The sequence below is a fragment of the Dietzia sp. oral taxon 368 genome (assembly GCF_002999155.1).
Classification (GTDB): Bacteria; Actinomycetota; Actinomycetes; order Mycobacteriales; family Mycobacteriaceae; genus Dietzia; species Dietzia cinnamea.
Genome location: NZ_CP027238.1, coordinates 2,539,606 through 2,559,351, shown reverse-complemented (window position 1 = coordinate 2,559,351; position 19,746 = coordinate 2,539,606). Strand labels below are relative to the sequence as shown.

The 19,746-nt window shown below is 71.6% G+C and carries 16 protein-coding genes; 7 read left to right on the top strand and 9 right to left on the bottom strand.

Annotated features, from left to right (window positions below; genetic code table 11):
• Positions 1-2 precede the first annotated feature (2 nt).
• Positions 3-1,103, bottom strand: a complete 1,101-nt coding sequence (locus C3V38_RS11935) for a branched-chain amino acid aminotransferase (protein ID WP_061229910.1) — start codon at positions 1,101-1,103, stop codon at positions 3-5.
• A gap of 32 nt (positions 1,104-1,135) precedes the next feature.
• Positions 1,136-2,248, bottom strand: coding sequence for a glycine cleavage system aminomethyltransferase GcvT (gcvT, locus tag C3V38_RS11930; RefSeq protein ID WP_061229909.1), 1,113 nt, complete (start codon positions 2,246-2,248; stop codon positions 1,136-1,138).
• Positions 2,249-2,390: 142 nt separating this feature from the next.
• Here gcvT and C3V38_RS11925 point away from each other — a divergent pair, with 142 nt between their 5' ends.
• Positions 2,391-3,905, top strand: coding sequence for a leucyl aminopeptidase (locus tag C3V38_RS11925; RefSeq protein ID WP_082767850.1), 1,515 nt, complete (start codon positions 2,391-2,393; stop codon positions 3,903-3,905).
• Positions 3,906-3,928: 23 nt separating this feature from the next.
• Here the strand turns inward: C3V38_RS11925 and C3V38_RS11920 are convergent, their stop codons facing one another.
• Entirely contained in the window at positions 3,929-4,294 is a 366-nt protein-coding gene (locus tag C3V38_RS11920; protein ID WP_007632918.1) for a hypothetical protein, read from the bottom strand.
• A 317-nt stretch (positions 4,295-4,611) separates the two neighbouring features.
• On the opposite strand from C3V38_RS11920, the gene sucB reads away from it, so the two are divergent.
• From sucB to C3V38_RS11900, 4 genes are all read left to right on the top strand, one after another.
• Positions 4,612-6,876 carry a 2-oxoglutarate dehydrogenase, E2 component, dihydrolipoamide succinyltransferase gene (gene sucB, locus C3V38_RS11915; RefSeq protein WP_106385828.1) on the top strand — a complete coding sequence of 755 codons (2,265 nt, stop codon included), beginning with the start codon at positions 4,612-4,614 and terminating at the stop codon, positions 6,874-6,876.
• A gap of 115 nt (positions 6,877-6,991) precedes the next feature.
• Positions 6,992-7,669, top strand: a complete 678-nt coding sequence (lipB, locus tag C3V38_RS11910) for a lipoyl(octanoyl) transferase LipB (protein ID WP_061230033.1) — start codon at positions 6,992-6,994, stop codon at positions 7,667-7,669.
• Positions 7,670-7,690: 21 nt separating this feature from the next.
• Positions 7,691-8,707, top strand: a complete 1,017-nt coding sequence (gene lipA, locus C3V38_RS11905) for a lipoyl synthase (protein WP_061230034.1) — start codon at positions 7,691-7,693, stop codon at positions 8,705-8,707.
• A gap of 122 nt (positions 8,708-8,829) precedes the next feature.
• Positions 8,830-9,585, top strand: a complete 756-nt coding sequence (locus tag C3V38_RS11900; protein WP_061230035.1) for a DUF4191 domain-containing protein — start codon at positions 8,830-8,832, stop codon at positions 9,583-9,585.
• Positions 9,586-9,588: 3 nt separating this feature from the next.
• On the opposite strand, the gene C3V38_RS11895 is transcribed toward C3V38_RS11900, so the two are convergent.
• The gene (locus tag C3V38_RS11895; protein WP_061230036.1) at positions 9,589-10,074 is read right to left on the bottom strand and encodes an RDD family protein; all 486 of its coding nucleotides are present in this window, start codon (positions 10,072-10,074) and stop codon (positions 9,589-9,591) included.
• Between the two features lie 219 nt (positions 10,075-10,293).
• Between C3V38_RS11895 and glnA (C3V38_RS11890) the strand changes: the two genes are divergently transcribed.
• The gene (glnA, locus tag C3V38_RS11890; protein ID WP_061230037.1) at positions 10,294-11,727 is read left to right on the top strand and encodes a type I glutamate--ammonia ligase; all 1,434 of its coding nucleotides are present in this window, start codon (positions 10,294-10,296) and stop codon (positions 11,725-11,727) included.
• Between the two features lie 618 nt (positions 11,728-12,345).
• A complete protein-coding gene (locus tag C3V38_RS11880) occupies positions 12,346-13,176 on the top strand; it encodes a DUF1206 domain-containing protein (protein WP_061229309.1) in 831 nt (276 codons plus the stop codon).
• A gap of 10 nt (positions 13,177-13,186) precedes the next feature.
• Here C3V38_RS11880 and C3V38_RS11875 read toward each other — a convergent pair whose 3' ends face one another.
• The 5 genes from C3V38_RS11875 to glnA (C3V38_RS11855) form a co-directional block, all read right to left on the bottom strand.
• Positions 13,187-13,735 carry a DUF732 domain-containing protein gene (locus C3V38_RS11875; protein ID WP_232302958.1) on the bottom strand — a complete coding sequence of 183 codons (549 nt, stop codon included), beginning with the start codon at positions 13,733-13,735 and terminating at the stop codon, positions 13,187-13,189.
• A 15-nt stretch (positions 13,736-13,750) separates the two neighbouring features.
• Complete coding sequence (locus C3V38_RS11870) at positions 13,751-14,716, bottom strand: endonuclease/exonuclease/phosphatase family protein (RefSeq protein WP_063935650.1); 966 nt, start codon at positions 14,714-14,716, stop codon at positions 13,751-13,753.
• Positions 14,713-15,072 (bottom strand): hypothetical protein, encoded by a 360-nt coding sequence (locus C3V38_RS11865; RefSeq protein WP_223210192.1) that lies wholly within the window; start codon positions 15,070-15,072, stop codon positions 14,713-14,715. Before C3V38_RS11865 ends, C3V38_RS11870 begins: the two co-directional genes overlap by 4 nt.
• 97 nt (positions 15,073-15,169) lie before the next feature.
• Positions 15,170-18,244, bottom strand: a complete 3,075-nt coding sequence (locus tag C3V38_RS11860; RefSeq protein ID WP_061229311.1) for a bifunctional [glutamine synthetase] adenylyltransferase/[glutamine synthetase]-adenylyl-L-tyrosine phosphorylase — start codon at positions 18,242-18,244, stop codon at positions 15,170-15,172.
• An 11-nt stretch (positions 18,245-18,255) separates the two neighbouring features.
• Complete coding sequence (glnA, locus tag C3V38_RS11855) at positions 18,256-19,596, bottom strand: type I glutamate--ammonia ligase (RefSeq protein ID WP_106385827.1); 1,341 nt, start codon at positions 19,594-19,596, stop codon at positions 18,256-18,258.
• Positions 19,597-19,746: the final 150 nt, after the last annotated feature.

Here is a 19,746-nt window from a genome sequence, read left to right as displayed (position 1 = left end):
GCTCAGGCCAGGCGCGTCATCCAGCCGAACGGGTCCTCCACGGATCCGCGCTGGATCCCGGTGAGCGTCTCGCGTAGGCGAACCGTGATGGTGCCGGGGCCCCCGTCGCCCACCGTGTAGCCGCCGTCGGCGTGCTGCACGGAGCCGACCGGGGTGATCACGGCGGCGGTGCCACAGGCGAACACCTCGGAGATCTCCCCGGACGCGACCCCGGTCTCCCACTCCTCCACCGAGACCTTGCGCTCGGTGACGCGGTAACCCAGATGGCGGGCCAGGGTGAGCAGGCTGTCCCGGGTGACGCCCGGCAGCAGTGAGCCCGACAGCTCGGGGGTCACGATCTCGGCGGAGTCGCCGGAGCCGAGGACGAAGAACAGGTTCATCCCGCCCATCTCCTCGACGTACTTCCGCTCGATCGCGTCCAGCCACACCACCTGGTCGCAGCCCTTGGCTGCGGCCTGCTCCTGAGCGGCCAGCGAGGCGGCATAGTTGCCGCCGAACTTGGCGGCGCCGGTGCCGCCCGGGCTGGCGCGGACGTACTCGGTGCTCAGCCAGACGCTCACGGGGGCGACACCGCGGGAGAAGTACGCGCCGGCAGGGGAGGCGATGACCGAGTAGAGGTACTCGTCGGCCGGCCGCACGCCCAGCCCGGTCTCGGTGGCGATCATGAACGGCCGCAGGTAGAGCGCCTCCTCACCGCCGGCGGCGGGCACCCACTCACGGTCGATCGCCACGATCTGGCGCAGCGACTCCATGAACAGCTCCTCCGGCAGCTGCGGCATGGCCAGGCGCCGCGCGGAGCGGTTGAAGCGGGCGGCGTTCTGCTCGGGCCGGAACGAGGCGATGGAGTCGTCGGCCTGACGGTAGGCCTTGAGGCCCTCGAATATCGTCTGGGCGTAGTGCAGGACCACGGCGGACGGGTCGATCGCGAGGGGCGCGTACGCCTCGACGACCGGCGTCCCCCAGGCTCCCCCGGCGTACGGGATGGTGACCATGTGGTCGGTGAAGTGCTTGCCGAAGCCGGGGTCGGCGAGGATGGCGGCGCGCTCGTCGGCCGTCCTGGGCGAGGCGGACGGGCGGATGTCGAAGTCTGTCGTGTCGGGCATGGCGGGTCTCGTTCCTGGAGGAAGGGGGCGGGTCAGCGGGTGCGGATCTCGATGAGCGGGGGTACCGCGAGGCGGCACGGTACCTCTCGTCCGCGTACGTCGACGACGACCTCGTCGCCCTTCTTCAGACCCGCGTCCAGCTCGATGAACGCGAGCGCGATCCCCGTCTTGAGGGTCGGTGAGAACGTGCCGGAGCTGGTGACGCCCACGTCGCGTCCACCGGCGCGCACGGTCTGTCCGGCGCGCGGGATCCCGCGTCCGGTGACCTCGAGCGCGTACATCCGGCGGGCGGGGCCGGCCTCCTTCTGACGCAGCAGTTCCTCGCGCCCCCAGAAGGCGGGCTTGTCCCAGCCGATGGCCCAGGCGCAGCGTGCCTCGAGCGGGCTGAGGTCCACGGACAGTTCGTTGCCGTGCAGCGGGTAGCCGGCCTCCGTGCGCAGCGAATCGCGGGCACCGAGACCGCACAGGGCGCCCTCACGGGACAGCACCTGCTCGGCGAGCGCATCCCAGATCGGGCCGGCCTCGTCCCAGGCGGGCAGCACCTCGAATCCGTACTCGCCGGTGTACCCGGTACGGCAGACCCGCACGGAGTGTCCGTTCCAGCCGGCGTCGACGTACGCCATGTAGTCGAGGTCGGTCGGCAGCCCCACCGCCTCGAGCACCTCTCCGGCGAGCGGGCCCTGGACCGCGATCACGGCGCGGGAACGGTGTTCGTCGGTGACGGTGACCCCGGGCGCCCGCTCGGCGGCGGCGGCCTGCATCCGCCGGACCACCTCGGCGGTGTTGGCGGCGTTGGGGATGAGGAAGATCTCGGAGTCGGAGACCCGGTAGGCGATGAGGTCGTCCACCACTCCCCCGGACTCGTCGCAGCACAGCGTGTACTGGGCGCTGCCGGCGGCGATCCGGTCGAGGTCGTTGGTGAAGCACGAGTTGACGAACTCCGCGGCGCCCGGGCCGGTCACGAGCGCCTTGCCGAGGTGGCTGACGTCAAACAGCCCGACGGCCGTGCGGGTGGCGGTGTGTTCGGCGACGGTGCCGGCGTACTGCACCGGCATCGACCAGCCGCCGAACGGGGCGAAGGTCGCGCCGGCCTCCACGTGGCGGGAGTGCAGTGGTCCCTCGTGAAGGTCCCCTGTGTCTGTCATGTGGCCACTCCTCGCGCTCTACGGTCCGGCTGCCTGCCCACGTTAGTCGATAGACTATGGTGCCCTCGCCGTGGCGGTCCCGCCGCGTCGTCCGGGCATCACGACCCTTCCCGTACGTCCCGCCGACCCCCAGGAGCGCTTCATGCCGACCGCGCAGTCGATCCTCACCCACAGCCCTGATCTCGCCCCGATCGAGGCGGTCACGACGCCGGTGGACGCCGACGTCGTGGTGGTCGGTATCGCGGCCGATGCCGGGGCCGGAGAGGATGCGGCGCCCGTTGTCGTCGCCCCCGGCCTGGAGGGTGGGGTCACCGCGGCGCTCGCCGCGGTCGCGCGGTCGGTGGGCGCGTCCACCAAGGTCGCCTCCACCACCCGTGTCCCGGCGCCGGACGGTGTGTCGGCCGGGTCCGTGGTGCTGGTGGGGCTCGGGTCCTCCGACGACGAGGTGTCCGACGAGTCCCTGCGCCGCGCGGCCGGCGCCGCCGCGCGGGCCTGCCGCGGACTCGGGTCCGCCCTGGTGTTGCTGGACGCCGAGCGCGCGGAGCCGGTGGCCCTGGGAGCGGGGCTCGGATCGTTCCGCCCGGCCAAGGTCACCTCGAAAAACGACGACGACGACGAGAACAGCGATTCGCTGAAGGTGTTCGTCGCCGAGGGCGGCGCCGACGCCGTGACCCGCGCCGCCACCGTCGCCGAGTGTGTCGGGCTGGCGCGCGATCTGGTCAACACCCCGCCCAACCTGCTGTTCCCCGGATCGTTCGCCGATCGGGCCGCAGAACTGGCCCGCGACGCCGGTCTGGAGGTCGAGGTGCTGGACGAGGAGGCGCTCACCGAAGGTGGCTACGGCGGCATCCTCGCCGTGGGCGGCGGCTCCTCCCGCGGCCCGCGCATGGTGCGGCTCACCCACCGGGGCGCCGAGGGTCGACCCACCGTGGCCCTGGTGGGCAAGGGCATCACCTTCGACACCGGCGGCATCTCCATCAAGCCGGCCGCCGGCATGGAGCAGATGACGATGGACATGGGCGGTGCGGCGGCGGTGGTCGCGACCGTCATCCTCGCCGCGCGCCTGGGTCTGGACCTGACGGTGGTGGCGACCGTCCCGATGGCCGAGAACATGCCGTCGGCCACGGCCTACCGGCCGGGCGACGTACTCACCATGTACGGCGGCACGACCGTCGAGGTGCAGAACACCGACGCCGAGGGCCGGCTCATCCTGGCCGACGCGATCGTCCGGGCCTGCGAGGACTCCCCCTCGTACCTCATCGACACGGCCACGCTGACCGGAGCGCAGATGGTGGCGCTGGGCAAGAAGACCCCGGGCGTCATGGGCACCGACGAGTTCCGTGACCGGGTCGCCGAGCTGAGCCGGTCGGTCGGCGAGGGCGGCTGGCCGATGCCGCTGCCGGAGGAGCTGCGCGACGGACTCGACTCCGAGGTGGCGGACATGACCAACGTCACCCCCAACCGCTGGGGCGGCATGCTCTCGGCCGGGCTGTTCCTGCGCGAGTTCGTCGGCGAGGGCGTGGAGTGGGCGCACATCGACGTCGCCGGCCCCGCCTACAACGACGGCGGTCCGGAGGGTTACCTGCCCAAGGGCGGCACCGGCGTCCCGGTCCGCACGATGCTCGCAGTGCTCGAGGACATCGCCGCGGCGGGCTGACCGCCCCGGTGCGCCGGATCCGGTCAGCGCCCGTCGGCCTCGCGCATCTGTTCGCGCAGCCGGCGGGCGCGTTCGCGTTTCTCGCGGGTGATGCGGACCTGTTCGTAGTCCCGCATGCGTTGCGGGTAGCCCTGGATCGAGGCGTCGAAGAGCGGCAGCTTCAACCGCGCGGCGAGCCTGCGGGCGGTGGCGACGTCGCCGACCGGGCGGCGGGTCCACTCACCGTCGAACGCGACGAGGCACAGGCCCGGCACGGAGACGAGGGTCTCGGGCTCGAGGTAGGCCTCGACGCCCACCCGCGTGCGGCACCACCGGCGGAGGTGGTCGAGGTCGGCCGGGTCGGCGGCGATCCCCCGCCGACGACGCCCGAACAGGTCGCGGATCCCCACTGTCGGCCTCCTCCCGCCGGCCCCCGTCCGGGGTGGGGCCGGTCACGCCGGATCGATCGTATCTGCCGCGAGCAGCGCGGATCGCGTCACCCACGGGGGAATTCGTTGTCCGGCTCGGCTCGGATCGGGGCGTCCGACGACACCATCCAGTGGCAGAGGGCACAATGGACGGCGATCGTCCGGCCGGGTCGCCACCGCGGGTCCGTCCGAGGCGCTATCGACGAACAGACAGTTGACCCACCCACGACGCCGCTCACCGCGGGCGCTGACCGCGCCGGGGAGCAGCGCTTCTAGACCTCTCGAGGAGTCACGACACCATGGCCTTCTCCGTACAGATGCCGGCTCTCGGTGAATCCGTCAGCGAAGGGACCGTCACCCGCTGGCTCAAGAAGGAGGGGGACACGGTCGAGGTCGACGAGCCATTGCTCGAGGTCTCCACCGACAAGGTCGACACCGAGATCCCCTCTCCTGCTGCGGGCACCCTGCAGAAGATCGTCGCCGAGGAGGACGAGACCGTCGAGATCGGCGGCGAGCTGGCGGTCATCGACGACGGCTCCGGCGGGTCCGATGACTCGGGCGACGACGCCGCCGACGACGCGGACGCTGATCAGGCCGAGCAGGCCGACGACTCCGCGGACGAGGAAGACGCGCCCGCGGAGGAGCCCGCCCCCGCGGAGAAGTCTTCCGGCGGCTCCGGCGGCGGCAAGGGCACCGACGTGACCATGCCCGAGCTCGGCGAGTCCGTCACCGAGGGCACCATCACCCGCTGGCTCAAGGCCGTCGGCGACACCGTCGAGGTCGACGAGCCCCTGCTCGAGGTCTCCACCGACAAGGTCGACACCGAGATCCCCTCGCCAGTCGCCGGCACCGTCCAGAAGATCGTCGCCGAGGAGGACGAGACCGTCGAGGTCGGCGCCACCCTCGCCGTCATCGGCGACGGCTCCGGCAGCTCCGACGACGCGGGCGACGCGGGCGACGACGACTCGGACAGCGACGACGACGCAGCTGACGCTCCCGCCTCCGACGACCAGGGCGCGGACGACGCGTCCGACTCCGCGGACGAGGCCGACGACGAGCCCGCCCCCGCGAAGAAGTCCTCCGGCGGCTCCGGTGGCGGCAAGGGCACCGACGTGACCATGCCCGAGCTCGGCGAGTCCGTCACCGAGGGCACCATCACCCGCTGGCTCAAGGCCGTCGGCGACACCGTCGAGGTCGACGAGCCCCTGCTCGAGGTCTCCACCGACAAGGTCGACACCGAGATCCCCTCGCCTGTCGCCGGCACCGTCCAGAAGATCGTCGCCGAGGAGGACGAGACCGTCGAGGTCGGCGCCACCCTCGCCGTCATCGGCGACGGCTCCGGCAGCTCCGACGACACCGACGACGCGAGCGACGACGACCAGTCGGCCGAGGATCAGAACGCGACCGACGCCAAGGACGAGGGCGTCGACGCCTCCGGCGAGGACGAGGTCCCCGAGGACACCCCCGCCCAGGAGACCGAGGCCGCGGCCAAGGCCGAGAAGAAGTCCGAGGACACCTCCGCGAAGAATTCCGCGAAGCCGGCGCCGAGGACGTCCTCCGCGGACGAGTCGTCCGACGCGGTCCCGCCCCGGGCCGAGCCCGCCGCCGCCGCCAAGGCCGGCACCTCGCCGTACGTCACCCCGCTCGTGCGCAAGCTCGCGCAGGAGCACGGCGTCGACTTGGACTCGGTCAAGGGCACCGGTATCGGCGGCCGGATCCGTAAGCAGGACGTCCTCGCGGCGGCCGAGGGCTCGGGCTCCGACTCCGGTTCCGAGGCCCCGGCCGAGGAGAAGGCGCCCAGCGGCGGCCCGTCGAAGGCCGGCGTCCGGCCCGAGCTCGCGGAGCTGCGCGGCACCACCAAGAAGGCCAACCGGATCCGCAAGATCACGGCGCAGAAGACCCGTGAGTCGCTGCAACAGACCGCTCAGCTCACGCAGGTCTTCGAGGTGGACATGACCCGGGTGGCGCAGCTGCGCTCGCAGGTCAAGGAGAAGTTCGCCGACAAGCACGGCGTCAAACTGACCTACCTGCCGTTCTACGCCAAGGCCGTGGTCGAGGCCCTGGTCTCGCACCCCAACGTCAACGCCTCGTACAACGAGGACTCCAACGAGATCACCTACCACGGGTCGGTGAACCTCGGCATCGCCGTGGACACCGAGGCCGGACTGCTCTCGCCGGTCATCAAGAACGCCCAGGACATGGACATCCCGGCCCTGTCCAAGGCGATCAACGACCTCGCGGAGCGGGCCCGGTCGTCCAAGCTGACCCCGGACGATCTCGCGGGCGGCACGTTCACCATCACCAACATCGGTAGCGAGGGTGCCCTCTTCGACACCCCGATCCTGGTCCCGCCGCAGGCGGCGATGTTGGGTACCGGCGCGATCGTGCGCCGTCCGGTGGTGGATGCCGACGACGACGGCGAGTCGATCGCCATCCGGTCGATGGGCTACACCCCGCTGACCTACGATCACCGGCTGATCGACGGCGCCGACGCCGGCCGTTTCCTCACCACGGTCAAGGACCGCCTGGAGAAGGCCGAGTTCGAGGGCGACCTCGGACTGTAGTCCCACCGCCGGTTCCGCCGACCACGCGACGGGCGTCCTCCTTACGGGGAGGGCGCCCGTCGTCGTGGTACCACCCTCCCGGGCCACGCGCGCCCACGCGGCCTACCCTGGTGGTATGTCTCACACCGGTCAGTCCCTGCGCCGCGACCCGTCCGCCCCGGAGATCCGGCGGCTCGGCACCGTCGAGTACTCCCCCACGTGGGACCTCCAGCGCACCCTGGCCGAGGAGCGCGCCGACGGGCGACGCGGAGACACCGTGCTGCTCCTCGAGCACCCCGCCACCTACACCGCCGGCAAGCGGACGGAGCCGTCCGACCGGCCGGTCGACGGCACCCCGGTCGTCGACGTGGATCGCGGCGGGCGAATCACCTGGCACGGCCCGGGCCAGCTCGTCGGGTACCCGATCGTCGCGCTGACCGACCCGATCGACGTGGTCGAGTACGTGCGCCGCGTCGAGCAGGCACTCATCACCACCTGTGCCCGGCTCGGCGTGGAGGCCGGCCGCGTCGACGGTCGCTCCGGGGTCTGGTGCGCGGCCGCGGGCGCGCGGCCCGAACGCAAGATCGCCGCGATCGGGATCCGCGTCCAACGCGGGGTGACAATGCACGGGTTCTCCCTCAACTGCGACTGCGACCTGACCGCGTTCTCCCGGATCGTGCCGTGCGGGATCGTCGACGCCGGGATCACCTCGCTCACCGCCGAACTCGGCCGCACGGTCACCGTGTCGGACGTTCTCGATCAGGTCACCTCCGACTTGGTGGAGGCGCTCGACGGCCGACTGCCCGTGTCCTGAACCACGCGTAGTCTTGGTGACGTGACTGTGACTCCCGAGGGCCGCAAGCTCCTGCGCATCGAGGCCCGCAACGCCGAGACTCCCATCGAACGCAAACCGTCGTGGATCCGTACGCGTGCCACGATGGGCCCCGAGTACAAGGAACTGAAGGGCCTCGTGCGAGGTGGCGGTCTGCACACGGTGTGTGAGGAGGCCGGGTGTCCCAATATCTACGAGTGCTGGGAGGACCGCGAGGCGACGTTCCTCATCGGCGGTGAGCAGTGCACCCGTCGTTGCGACTTCTGCCAGATCGACACCGGCAAGCCCTCCGCCCTCGACCGCGACGAGCCCCGCCGTGTCGCCGAGTCGGTCCGCGAGATGGGTCTGCGCTACTCGACCATCACCGGCGTCGCGCGCGACGACCTCGACGACGGCGGCGCCTGGCTGTACGCGGAGACGGTCCGCAAGATCCACGAACTCAACCCCAACACAGGGGTAGAGAACCTCATCCCCGACTTCAACGGCGACCCCGACCAGCTGGCCGAGGTCTTCGAGTCGCGCCCCGAGGTGCTCGCACACAACCTGGAGACCGTGCCCCGGATCTTCAAGCGGATCCGGCCCGCGTTCCGGTTCGAGCGCTCCCTCGACGTGATCCGCGCCGCCCGCGACTTCGGTCTGGTGACCAAGTCCAACCTCATCCTGGGGATGGGCGAGACCACCGAGGAGATCGTCGACGCGATGCGGGACCTGCACTCCGCCGGCTGCGACATCCTCACCATCACCCAGTACCTACGCCCCACCCCCCGGCACCACCCCATCGACCGGTGGGTCAAGCCCGAGGAGTTCGTGGAGCTGTCCGACAAGGCCCGCGAGATCGGTTTCGCCGGCGTCATGGCGGGCCCGCTCGTCCGCTCGTCCTACCGCGCCGGTCGCCTGTACGTCCAGGCGCTCGAGCACCGCGGCCAGGAGGTGCCCGAGCACCTGCGGCAGCTCACCTCGGAGGGATCGGCGTCGCAGGAGGCCTCGAGCGTGCTGGCCCGCGAGGCCGCGCGCGCCTGACCCGGGCACGCACACCCGGCGCCGCACCCGCCGCGCTCCTCCCGCCGCCCTCGCCCCGTCACGCTCGGGGCGAGGGCGGCGCGGTTCTCTGACCGCGCCCCACGCCACGTATCCTCAGGGGTATGGCGAAGAGCGAGGTCAGCAAGGCGGACAAGAAGGCGGCCCGGGCCGCACGGCGGGCGGCGGGCAAGGAGCAGCGCGGCCAGATGTGGCAGGCGCTGAAGATCCAGTCCAAGCAGGACAAGCTCCTGTGGCCGCTGATGATCGGTGCACTCGTCCTCTCGGCCGTGGTGTTCTTCCTCCTCGGCACCCTGTGGGGCGGCGAGTGGTGGATGTTGCCGCTGGGTGTGCTCGTGGGCCTCATGCTCGCGATGGTCGTCTTCTCGCGGCGCGTGCAGAACACCGTGTACGGCAAGGCCGAGGGGCAGCCGGGCGCCGCCGCGTGGGCGCTGGACCAGCTGCGGTCGGGGTGGCGGGTCAACCAGGCCGTCGCCGCCACCACCAGCTTCGACGCCGTCCACCGCGTGGTCGGCCGCTGTGGGATCGTGCTCGTCGGCGAGGGCCAACCGCACCGGCTCAAGCCGCTCATGACGCAGGAGAAGAAGAAGGTTGCCCGCGTCGTGGGCGACACCCCGATCTACGAACTGATCGTGGGCGACGAGACCGACGCGACCCCGGAGCAGGTGCCGCTGCGCAAGCTCAACCGGCGCCTCACCCGCTACCCGATGAACATCAGCCGCGCCAAGGTCGACGCCCTGGACACCCGGCTGCGCGCGCTGAGCACCAAGACCGGCGTGCAGAACCAGATGCCCAAGGGCCCGGTCCCGCAGGGCGCGAAGGTCCGCAACATCCAGCGTAGCGCCCGCCGCCGGGGCTGATGCTCAGCGGGAGCGGATGAGCGCCGTGCCTGTGGCGCGGTCGTGCATGCCGCGGCCGTCCTCGTCCTGGATAAGCGGGGGCAGCAGGAAGAAGATGAACACCACCCGCACCAGGGAACGCAGGAAACCGACCCGCTCCTCCTCGTCCACCCGGGCGGTGCCGATCCCGAGCACCGCCTGGCCCGGGGTCTGCGCGAACAGCCAGACGCAGACCACGCCGATCACGCCCCACACCAACGGCACCGCCCAACTGGACACCGCCGCGAACGAGTCACCGCCCAGCACACCGGGCCCGGCCACCGACACGACCGCGGCCACCAGGCCGTAGGCCAGGAACCAGTCGACCACGAGGGCTCCGAAACGGACACCGAGCGGGGCCATCGAGCCCGGGCCGGACTCTGGCAGACCGAGGTTCTCGCCCTTGAACTTCTGCTCCGGCCCGCTGCCGGACGTGGGTCCGGACAGCCACGATCCCGCTACATCACGCATGTGGCCAGCGTAGCCCGGCGAGCTGCCGTTCCTCATGTCGGCGACCCCCGCCCCGCACGACTAGGCTTGTCCCATTGGGAGGGACACCCCCGGCCGTCTCGTGTAACACCGGCGAAACATTCGCTTGACGGCCGGGCAACACCTCGCCCATATCGTGAGGTCACCGCACGACGGGAGACACCGGTCGCCCGTCGCACTTGAAGAGACGAGGAGCGAATCGTGGCATTCTCCACTCCGGACGAGGTCATCAAGTTCATCAAGGACGAGGGCGTCGAGTACGTCGACATCCGGTTCACCGACCTGCCGGGCAACGAGCAGCACTTCACGATCGCCGCAGCGGCGTTCGACGAGGACTTGTTCGAGGACGGCCTGGCCTTCGACGGCTCCTCCATCCGGGGTTTCCAGTCCATCCACGAGTCGGACATGATGCTCCTCCCGGACGTCGCCACCGCCCGCCTTGACCCCTTCCGCCGGGCCAAGACGCTCAACGTCAGCTGCTTCGTCCACGACCCGTTCACCCGCGAGGCCTACAGCCGCGACCCACGCAACGTCGCCCGTAAGGCCGAGGAGTACCTGATCTCCACCGGCATCGCCGACACGTGCTTCTTCGGCGCCGAGGCCGAGTTCTTCGTCTTTGATTCCGTCCGCTACGGCTCCGGGACGAACCACGGCTTCTACGAGGTCGACTCGAGCGCCGGCCACTGGAACAGCGGCGCGGGCTCCGAGGCCGACGGCTCCCCCAACCTCGGCTACAAGGTCCGCGAGAAGGGCGGGTACTTCCCCGTCGCCCCGTACGACCACTTCGTGGACCTGCGCGACGAGATGTCCACCAACCTCACGAACGCCGGCTTCGAGCTCGAGCGCTTCCATCACGAGGTCGCGGGCGCCCAGCAGGAGATCAACTACAAGTTCAACACCCTGCTCCACGCCGCGGACGACGTCCAGCTCTTCAAGTACATCGTCAAGAACACCGCGTGGAAGAACGGCAAGTCCGCCACCTTCATGCCCAAGCCCCTCTTCGGCGACAACGGTTCGGGTATGCACGCCCACCAGTCGCTGTGGAAGGACGGCCAGCCGCTGTTCCACGACGAGTCGGGCTACGCCGGGCTGTCGGACATCGCCCGGTACTACATCGGCGGCATCCTGCACCACGCGCCGTCGCTACTGGCGTTCACCAACCCGACGATCAACTCGTACCACCGGCTCGTGCCCGGCTACGAGGCGCCGATCAATCTCGTGTACTCGCAACGCAACCGCTCGGCCTGTGTCCGCATCCCGATCACGGGCAACAACCCCAAGGCCAAGCGCATCGAGTTCCGTTGCCCCGACTCCTCGGGCAACCCGTACTTCGCGTTCGCCGCGATGATGATGGCCGGCCTGGACGGCGTGAAGAACAAGATCGAGCCGATGGCGCCGGTCGACAAGGACCTCTACGAGCTGCCGCCGGAGGAGGCCGCGGACATCCCGCAGGCGCCCACCTCCCTGCCCGCGGTGATCGACCGCCTCGAGCAGGACCACGATTACCTCACCGAGGGCGGCGTGTTCACCGAGGACCTCATCGAGAACTGGATCTCGTACAAGCGGGAGAAGGAGATCGCCCCGGTCAACCTGCGGCCGCACCCGCACGAGTTCGAGCTCTACTACGACTGCTGAGCGCACGGCGATCTGATCGCCGGCCCTGCATGATCCGGAGCCCATAGCCCCGGAAACCCGAAACGCCCCGGCCCCACGGCCGGGGCGTTTACGGTTGTGCCAGGTAGCACTGGTCGCCCGGATCGCCACCGGGCGGTGGGCCGGGAAGGAGCCGGGATCACCATGGACACGGACGCTTTCGACTTCCGCAGCGCCTCCCCGCGGGCCAGGCCGCTCAAGGTGGTCGCCGCCGCCCTGGACCCCGAACACGACCCCGAGGCCGACCGCGAGGGACAGGGTTACCCGGTCCTGCTCAAGCTCTCGCGGGTGCTGGACCCCGAGGAGGCCCGCCTCATCCTCGAACGCAACCCCTTCCTCCACGCCACGGCCGGCTCCCGCAAACTCATCGCCATGGAGACGTCCGTGGAGACCCTGCGGGAACAGAAGGACCGCCTCCAGTTGCTGCTCGCCGAGGTCGAGGCGGACGCCCTGGCCGAGCAGGCGCGGCAGCGCATGGAGGAACACCGCGCCGCCGAGCTGCGTCTGGCCGAACTGCGGCGCCGCAACGAGGTCCTCGGCGAGATCGAGGGTGACCCGGGACCGGATGGGAAACGCCCGCAGGCGTGGGAGAATCCGGCCATGAACTCGCCCCTGCGTTCCCGTTCCGCCACCGGCACCGCACGGTCCGCGTCCGGCGCCGCCCGGTCCGCCGTCGACCACCCGGCGCTCGAGTGGCTGGCCCGCGCGGGCTTCGTGATGAACGGCGTGGTGCACCTCCTCATCGGCTGGATCGCCGTGCGGATCGCCCTGGGCTCCGGCGGCGGCGAGGCCTCCAACTCCGGCGCGCTCGCCCAGATCGCCTCAGCGCCGGGCGGCACGATGATGCTCTGGGCGGGCGCGGCGGCGTTCATCGCCCTGGGCCTGTGGCAGGTCGTCGAGATGCTGCTGGGGTCCGAGGAGGCCTCCGACCGGCTCAAGGCCGGCGCGAAGGCCGCCGTCTACGTGGCCCTGGGGCTGACCACCGCACGGTTCGCGTCCGGCGGTGGCGGGTCCGATTCGGAGACGGCGTCCGACGCCACGGCCGGCCTGCTGGGCTCGGGCGCCGGGAAGGTGGTGCTGGTGGTCGTGGGTCTGGTCCTGCTCGGCGTGGGCGGCTACCACGTGTACAAGGGCGCGACCGCGAAGTTCGTCGAGGACCTCGAACGCACCGGCCGCGGTGAGATCGGCCGCGCGATGGTCATCGCGGGGCGCGTCGGATACGTCGCCAAGGGGGTGGCGCTGGCGATCCTCGGTGGGCTGGTGATCGCGGCCGTCGTCACCGCGGACCCCGAGAAGGCCGGCGGGCTGGACGCCGCGCTGCGCACGGTCGGCGAGCAGCCCTTCGGCCAGGTGCTGCTCGTCCTCACCGGCGCGGGCATCGCCCTGTTCGGCGTGTACTCGATCGCGCGGGCCCGGTTCGCCCGCATGTGAGCGACGGGCCTCAGCCCAGCTTGGGAAAGTTCTCCGGGCAGTAGGTCCCCACCGCGGCGCCGAGGAAGAACCCCTGCCCGTCCGGGTCGAGCCCGGCGCGGTCGCCGAGCCAGCCGGACACCTCGTCCATCTGCTGACCGCCGTCGAAGCGACCGCACGCCTCGGTGGCCGTGGCGACCGGGTCCACGCCCGCGGGCAGTGTCACCCCGCGACGCTGTAGCAGCACCGCGAAGTCGCCGGCGCCCGGAGCGGGCGGAGCCGGCGCGGCGGACGGGTCCGCACCCGGTGCGGGCGCGACCTCCGCGGGCGGCGGTAGCGGCTCCGGCTCGCCGGGCATCGGCCCGGGCTCCGGCGACTGCGGCGGGGGCGGCGGTACCGGCCCGGTCGGCTTCTCCGGCAGCTCCTCGGCGAACGGGGTCGCAGGCGCCGATGTGGTGGGCTCCGCCGACACCTCCGGCGCCTCCCCCTCCACGGTCGCCCCGCCGCACCCCGCGAGGACGGCCGCCAGCACCGCGCCGGTGGCGACGACGACTCCGGCCGCGCGCGAACGTGTACTCATGGTGCGCATGGTAGGTCACTCTCCGCGGGGAGCGGGCAGACGCACCGTGGCGAGCACGCCCAGATGGTCGGTCCTGTCCACCTCGACGGTCTCCGTCTCCCCCACCGCGACCGCGCCCCGCGCCAGCACGTGGTCGATCCCGATGAGCGGCGGGAACCGCCGGCCAGCCGGCCAGGTGGGCACCCAGCCGTCACGGCCCCCGGAGACCGAGTCGGTGTACCCGAGGTCGCGCAGGTCTCGGAACCGCACGTGGTCCCAGGTGGCGTTGAAGTCCCCGCCCACGATCACCGGGGCCGGCCCCGGCAGGCTGCCCAGGTACGACCGCAGGCGGTCGGCCTCCTCGACCGCCAGCGCGGCGTCGAAGACGGGGGCCACCGGGTGCGCGGCCACCACCGTGACCGGCCCGCCGGGCCCGGCCATCTCCGTGCGCACCAGCCCCAGGCTGAAGCCGGGCACCCGCTCCGGCGCCGAGAGCGGGAACCGCGACCACACGGCGACCCCTTGCGTGGTGGGCGCGGTGGAGGCGGCCTCGTGCGGGAGCAGGCCGGTGAGACCGGCGGTGCGCAGCGCGTCCGCCGACTCCGGGGTCGTCTCGACCGTCAGGAGCAGGTCCACCCCTCCGGTGCGTACCGCCCGCACCACGTCGTGCGGGGCGGCCCGGCCGTACTCGAGGTTCTGCACCATCACCCGCACCCCGACGCCCTCGTCGTCGTCGACCTCAGGTGCCGGTCCCACCATCGGCGCGTACTGCACCGCGCCCACGCCGACCAGCGCGGCGGCCACGATCCCGAGCAACACCGACCGGGCCCGCACCGCGGCGATGAGCGCGACCAGCGAGAACGCCCAGAACACCACGGCGAAGGACGCCAGGACCGGAACCACCGCGATCTCCGCGCGGGAGTGGTGCAACGCGACCCCCGCCGCGGCGACGAGCGCCGTGAGCACCGCGACGGCCCGGGCGACCGGGCGCCGACCGCTCAACGCAGGAACTTGCGCAGGTCTCCCAGCGCGGCGATGACCCGGTCCAGGTCGTCACCGTTGCGCACCATCGAGCGCACCGTCTCGGCCACCGACGCGACGGTCGGCGAGGACGGCGACGCGGAGGGCGGGTCCACCGGCTGCCCCACCAGGGCGCCTGAGGCCGCGCGAGCCGCGCCGGGGCGACGACGATCCGGGCCGAGCTCCACCTCGAAGCGGTCGCCCTTGTCGTCGGAGCCGATGCAGCGGACCCGCTCGTCGGCCGGGACGCCGGCCGCGCGCACGGCGTCGACGAACTCGTACAGCTCCCCGTACGTCACGCCGTCGAGGGTGAGGGTGAGGTTCATGGTCACAGGCATGCGCCCAGGTTATCGGCGCGCGAGCCCCGCGCACATCGGGGACGACCCCCATCCGCACCCCGACCCCCGCCCGGACCCGCGCCCGGACGACGGGGCGTCAGTCCTCGCCCCAGAACACCCGGTCGACCGCGCGGCGGCCGTGCCGGGTCACGCGCAGGTACTCGTTGAGGAACTCCGCGCCGTCGGCCCGACCCGTGCAGATCATCGCCACCGCCGCGAGGATCTTGCCCTGGCCCGGCAGCTGGTCGACCGCCTTGCCGCGCGCGAGGACCAGCGCGTTGCGGGCGTGTCCGGCCATGAGCCACGACTGCACCAGCGCGTCGCGTTCGCCTTCGGACAGCAGCTCCGCGGACGCGGCGGCCTGCAGCGCCTCGAGTGTGGAGGTGGTGTGCAGTCCGGGAACGCGGGCGGCGTGCTGCATGGTGAGCAGCTGCGCGCACCACTCGACATCCGCCAGGCCTCCGCGTCCGAGCTTGGTGTGCGTGGCGGGGTCCGCGCCCCGCGGCAGGCGCTCGGAGTCTATCCGTGCCTTCATCCGGCGGATCTCCTGGACGACCTTGGGCGGCACGCCGTCCTCCGGGTACCGGAACACGTCGATCATGTGGAGGAAGTCCAGGCCGAGGTCGCGGTCACCCGCGGCGAACGAGGCACGCAGCAGCGCCTGCAGCTCCCAGGTGTCGGCCCAGGTGGAGTAGTAGGCGCGGTAGGAGGCCAGGGTCCGCACGAGGGGACCGTTGCGCCCCTCGGGGCGCAGGTCGGCGTCCAGGTCGAGCGGAGGGTCCGACGACGGCGTGGACAGCAGCCTGCCCACCCGCTCGGCCACCTGCGTGGCCCATCGGACCGCCTCGTCCTCACCCGTGCCGTCGGTGGGCTCGCACACGATCATCACGTCCGCGTCCGAGCCGTAGGACAACTCGTTCCCGCCGAGTCGGCCCATGCCGATGTAGGCGATCCGGGCCGGTACGCGGCCGTCGGCGGGCATCATGTCGCGCACGACGGCGGCGAGTGACGCCTCGAGCACCGCACGCCACACGGCAGTCAGCCGCCTGCCCACCTCCGGCACGGAGATCATGCCCAGCACGTCGGCGGCGCCGATCCGCGCCAGTTCCGCTCGCCGCAGAGACCGGGCGGCGGCGATGACCCGCTCCGGCGTGGGGTGCCGGGCCGCGGACGCCGTGAGCGCCGAGGCGATGTCCGAGACCTTGGCCGCGACCAGCAGCGGCCCCTCCGCGCCGTCGGTGAGGTCGGGGATCACCTCCGGGTTCCGCATGAGCAACTCCGCGACGAACGCCGACGTACCCAGCACCCGGACGAGGCGGCGGGCCACGATGCTGTCGTCACGAAGCGTGCGCAGGAACCAGGTGACCTCCTCGTTCTCCTCACACAGTCGGCGGTAGGCCAGCAGGCCCGCGTCCGGGTCAGGAGTGTCGGCCAGCCACTCCATGAACGTCGGCAGCAGCAACGCCTGGATCCGGCCCCGGCGGCTGCTCTGTCCCGCCAAAGCCCGCAGGTGCCCGAGCGCGTTGCGCGGCGCCGCGAACCCGAGCGCGGCCAGCTGTCGCTCCATCGCCTCCGGGCTCAGGGACAACGCCTCGGCGTCGTAGGACGCGATCGAGTCGAGCAGCGGACGGTAGAACAGCTTCGAGTGCAGGCGGCGCACCCGGCGGCGCAGCTGACGCAGGCTCTGCCGCAGCACCTGGGAGGCGTCGTTCGGCCCGTTCGGCCGGATGTGCGCCGCGCGGGCCAGCCAGCGGTACGCCTCCTCGTCGTCGTCCTCCGGGAGCAGGTGGGTGCGCTTGTACCGCTGGAGTTGCAGGCGGTGCTCGAGCAGGCGCAGGAACTCGTACGCCGCGACCAGCTCGGCACCGTCCTCGCGCGCGATGTAGCCGCCGTCCCGCAGCGCGGCCAGCGCGTCGACGGTGCTTGTCACGCGCAGGTCCTCGTCCGTGCGGCCGTGGACCATCTGCAGCAACTGGACCGCGAACTCCACATCGCGCAGTCCCCCGCGGCCGAGCTTGAGCTCGCGATCCCGCAACGCCTCGGGCACGTTCTCCTCGACCCTTCGGCGCATCGCCTGGACGTCGTGGACGAAGTCGTCGCGCTCGGCGGCGGTCCACACCATCGGATGGACGACGTCGTGGTAAGCGACGGCCAGCGCCATGTCACCGGTCATGGGGCGGGCCTTGAGAAGCGCCTGGAACTCCCATGTCTTGGCCCAACGCCTGTAGTAGGCCGCGTGAGAGTCGACCGTGCGCACCAGTTCGCCGGACTTGCCCTCGGGACGCAGGGCGGCGTCGACCTCGAAGAAGGCCATCGACCCGATGCGCATCATCTCCCCCGCCACGCGGCCGGTCTTGGCGTCGGCAGGCTCCGCCACGAAGATCACGTCGACATCGGAGATGTAGTTGAGCTCGCGCGCGCCGCCCTTGCCCATCGCGACCACGCCCAGCCGCGACGGCATCGGCCCGTCCGGGTAGACGGTGGCCACGGCCACGGCGAGCGCCGCGGTCAGGGCCGCGTCGGCGAGGTCGGACAGGCGCCGCCCCACCTCGGCGAACGGCAGTCGCGGCTCTTCGTCCTCCACGGCCGCCGCCACGTCGTGGGCGGCCAGCAGCGCCACCTGGTCGCGGTAGGTCGTGCGCAGCACCTTCACGGCCGCGCCACCGGTGATCCCGGCGCGGTACGTACCCACCGCACACAGGTCGTCGCGTTGGGTCGGCTCGGGCGCGCCCTCCACGGGTTCCTCGGGCACGGCCTCGACCGCACCGAGCATGGCGGACGCGACCTCCTGCGGCGACGGCAGTTCGGCGCGCAGGAGGGTCCAGCGGGTCGGCTCGGCGACGAGGTGATCCCCCAGCGCGCTCGACGAACCCAGCAGGCCGAACAACCGTGCGCGCAGGCGGGTATCCGACAGCAGGGCGGAGTCCAAGGCGCCCGCGCCCGACCCGTCGGCGGCGGCCCCGTCGCCCGCCGCGACGAGCGACTCGCGCAACCGCACGAGAGCACCCAGCGCCAGGTCCGGGTCCGGTGCCCGGGACAGCGCCCACAGCACCGGCACCGCGTCGTCGTCGTTCCACCCCAGATAGTCGAGCCAGTCGGCGGCACGGTCGTCGAGCAGGCCGAGCCGCCCGGGGCTCGGCAGTCTCGGGCGGGACGAGTCCCTGCTCACGATGCCGCCGCCGGTCACAGGTTGAGGTAGTTGCGCAGTTCGTACGGGGTCACGTCGGTCCGGTACTCGCGCCACTCACGCCGCTTGTTCCGCAGGAAGAACTCGAAGACGTGCTCGCCGAGCGCCTCGGCGACCAACTCCGACTCCTCCATCGCGTCCAGCGCCTGCTCAAGGCTTCCCGGCAGGTCGGTGTAGCCCATCGCGCGGCGCTCGCGGCGGCTCATGGTCCACACGTCATCCTCGGACTCCGGCGGCAACTCGTAGCCCTCCTGGACGCCCTTGATGCCGGCGGCGAACATCACCGCGAACGCCAGGTACGGGTTGCACGCAGAGTCGGGGCTGCGGACCTCGATGCGGCGGGAGGACGCCTTGTTGGGCGTGTACATGGGCACCCGCACCAGCGCCGAGCGGTTGGCCCGGCCCCACGTGGCTGCCGTGGGAGCCTCGCCGCCACCGATGAGCCGCTTGTAGGAGTTGACCCACTGGTTGGTCACGGCCGAGAACTCGGGGGCGTGAGTGAGGAGGCCCGCGACGAACGACTTCGCGGTACCCGACAGCTGGTACTCGTCGTCCGGGTCGTGGAACGCGTTGGAGTCGCCCTCGAACAGGCTCATGTGGGTGTGCATGGCCGAACCGGGGTGATCGCGCAGGGGCTTGGGCATGAACGACGCCCACACCCCGTTGTTCATGGCCACCTCCTTGACGATGTAGCGGAACGTCATGATGTTGTCCGCCATGCTCAGGGCGTCCGCGTAGCGCAGGTCGATCTCTTGCTGACCCGGCGCGCCCTCGTGATGGGAGAACTCCACCGAGATGCCCATGGCCTCGAGCGCCTCGATCGCGTGCCGCCGGAAATGCGGGGCGGTGTCGTGCACGGCCTGGTCGAAGTAGCCGCCGTTGTCCGTGGGCACCGGCTCGGCACCGTTGGTGTCGAGGTCCTTGAACAGGAAGAACTCGATCTCCGGGTGCACGTAGCAGGAGAACCCGAGGTCGGCGGCCTTGTTGAGCTGGCGCCGCAGCACGTGGCGCGGGTCGGCCCAGCTCGGGGTGCCGTCCGGGTTGTAGATGTCGCAGAAGATGCGCGCCGAGTGCTGGCCGCCGTCCGCGTGCGCCCACGGCAGGACCTGGAAGGTCGACGGGTCGGGCTTGGCGACCGTGTCCGCCTCGGACACGCGGGAGAACCCCTCGATCGCGGAGCCGTCGAAGCCGATGCCCTCGCCGAAGGCCCCCTCGAGCTCGGCCGGCGCCACGGCCACGGATTTCAAGGTGCCGAGCACGTCCGTGAACCAGAGCCGGACGAACCGGATGTCGCGTTCCTCGAGGGTCCTGAGAACGTACTCCTGCTGGCGGTTCATGCCTCCAACCTAGTGCCTGCCGTGGGGCGGGCGTGAGTCATCCCCTCGGTCCGACGCGGGCCGACCCCCGGCGACGGGTCGTGGCAGACTCGACCGCGACACCGCGCGGCGGCCGCCGCCCGAGATGTCACCGCCCCCTGTCCCACCCGG

Bases quoted from the DNA above. Each gene is read 5' to 3' on its own strand.
- C3V38_RS11865 (WP_223210192.1), bottom strand. From the start codon at position 15,072: ATGCCTGTGACCATGAACCTCACCCTCACCCTCGACGGCGTGACGTAC.
- C3V38_RS11900 (WP_061230035.1), top strand. From the start codon at position 8,830: ATGGCGAAGAGCGAGGTCAGCAAGGCGGACAAGAAGGCGGCCCGGGCC.
- C3V38_RS11880 (WP_061229309.1), top strand. From the start codon at position 12,346: ATGAACTCGCCCCTGCGTTCCCGTTCCGCCACCGGCACCGCACGGTCC.
- lipB (WP_061230033.1), top strand. From the start codon at position 6,992: ATGTCTCACACCGGTCAGTCCCTGCGCCGCGACCCGTCCGCCCCGGAG.
- sucB (WP_106385828.1), top strand. From the start codon at position 4,612: ATGGCCTTCTCCGTACAGATGCCGGCTCTCGGTGAATCCGTCAGCGAA.
- C3V38_RS11935 (WP_061229910.1), bottom strand. From the start codon at position 1,103: ATGCCCGACACGACAGACTTCGACATCCGCCCGTCCGCCTCGCCCAGG.
- C3V38_RS11875 (WP_232302958.1), bottom strand. From the start codon at position 13,735: ATGAGTACACGTTCGCGCGCGGCCGGAGTCGTCGTCGCCACCGGCGCG.
- gcvT (WP_061229909.1), bottom strand. From the start codon at position 2,248: ATGACAGACACAGGGGACCTTCACGAGGGACCACTGCACTCCCGCCAC.
- glnA (WP_106385827.1), bottom strand. From the start codon at position 19,596: ATGAACCGCCAGCAGGAGTACGTTCTCAGGACCCTCGAGGAACGCGAC.
- C3V38_RS11895 (WP_061230036.1), bottom strand. From the start codon at position 10,074: ATGCGTGATGTAGCGGGATCGTGGCTGTCCGGACCCACGTCCGGCAGC.
- C3V38_RS11925 (WP_082767850.1), top strand. From the start codon at position 2,391: ATGCCGACCGCGCAGTCGATCCTCACCCACAGCCCTGATCTCGCCCCG.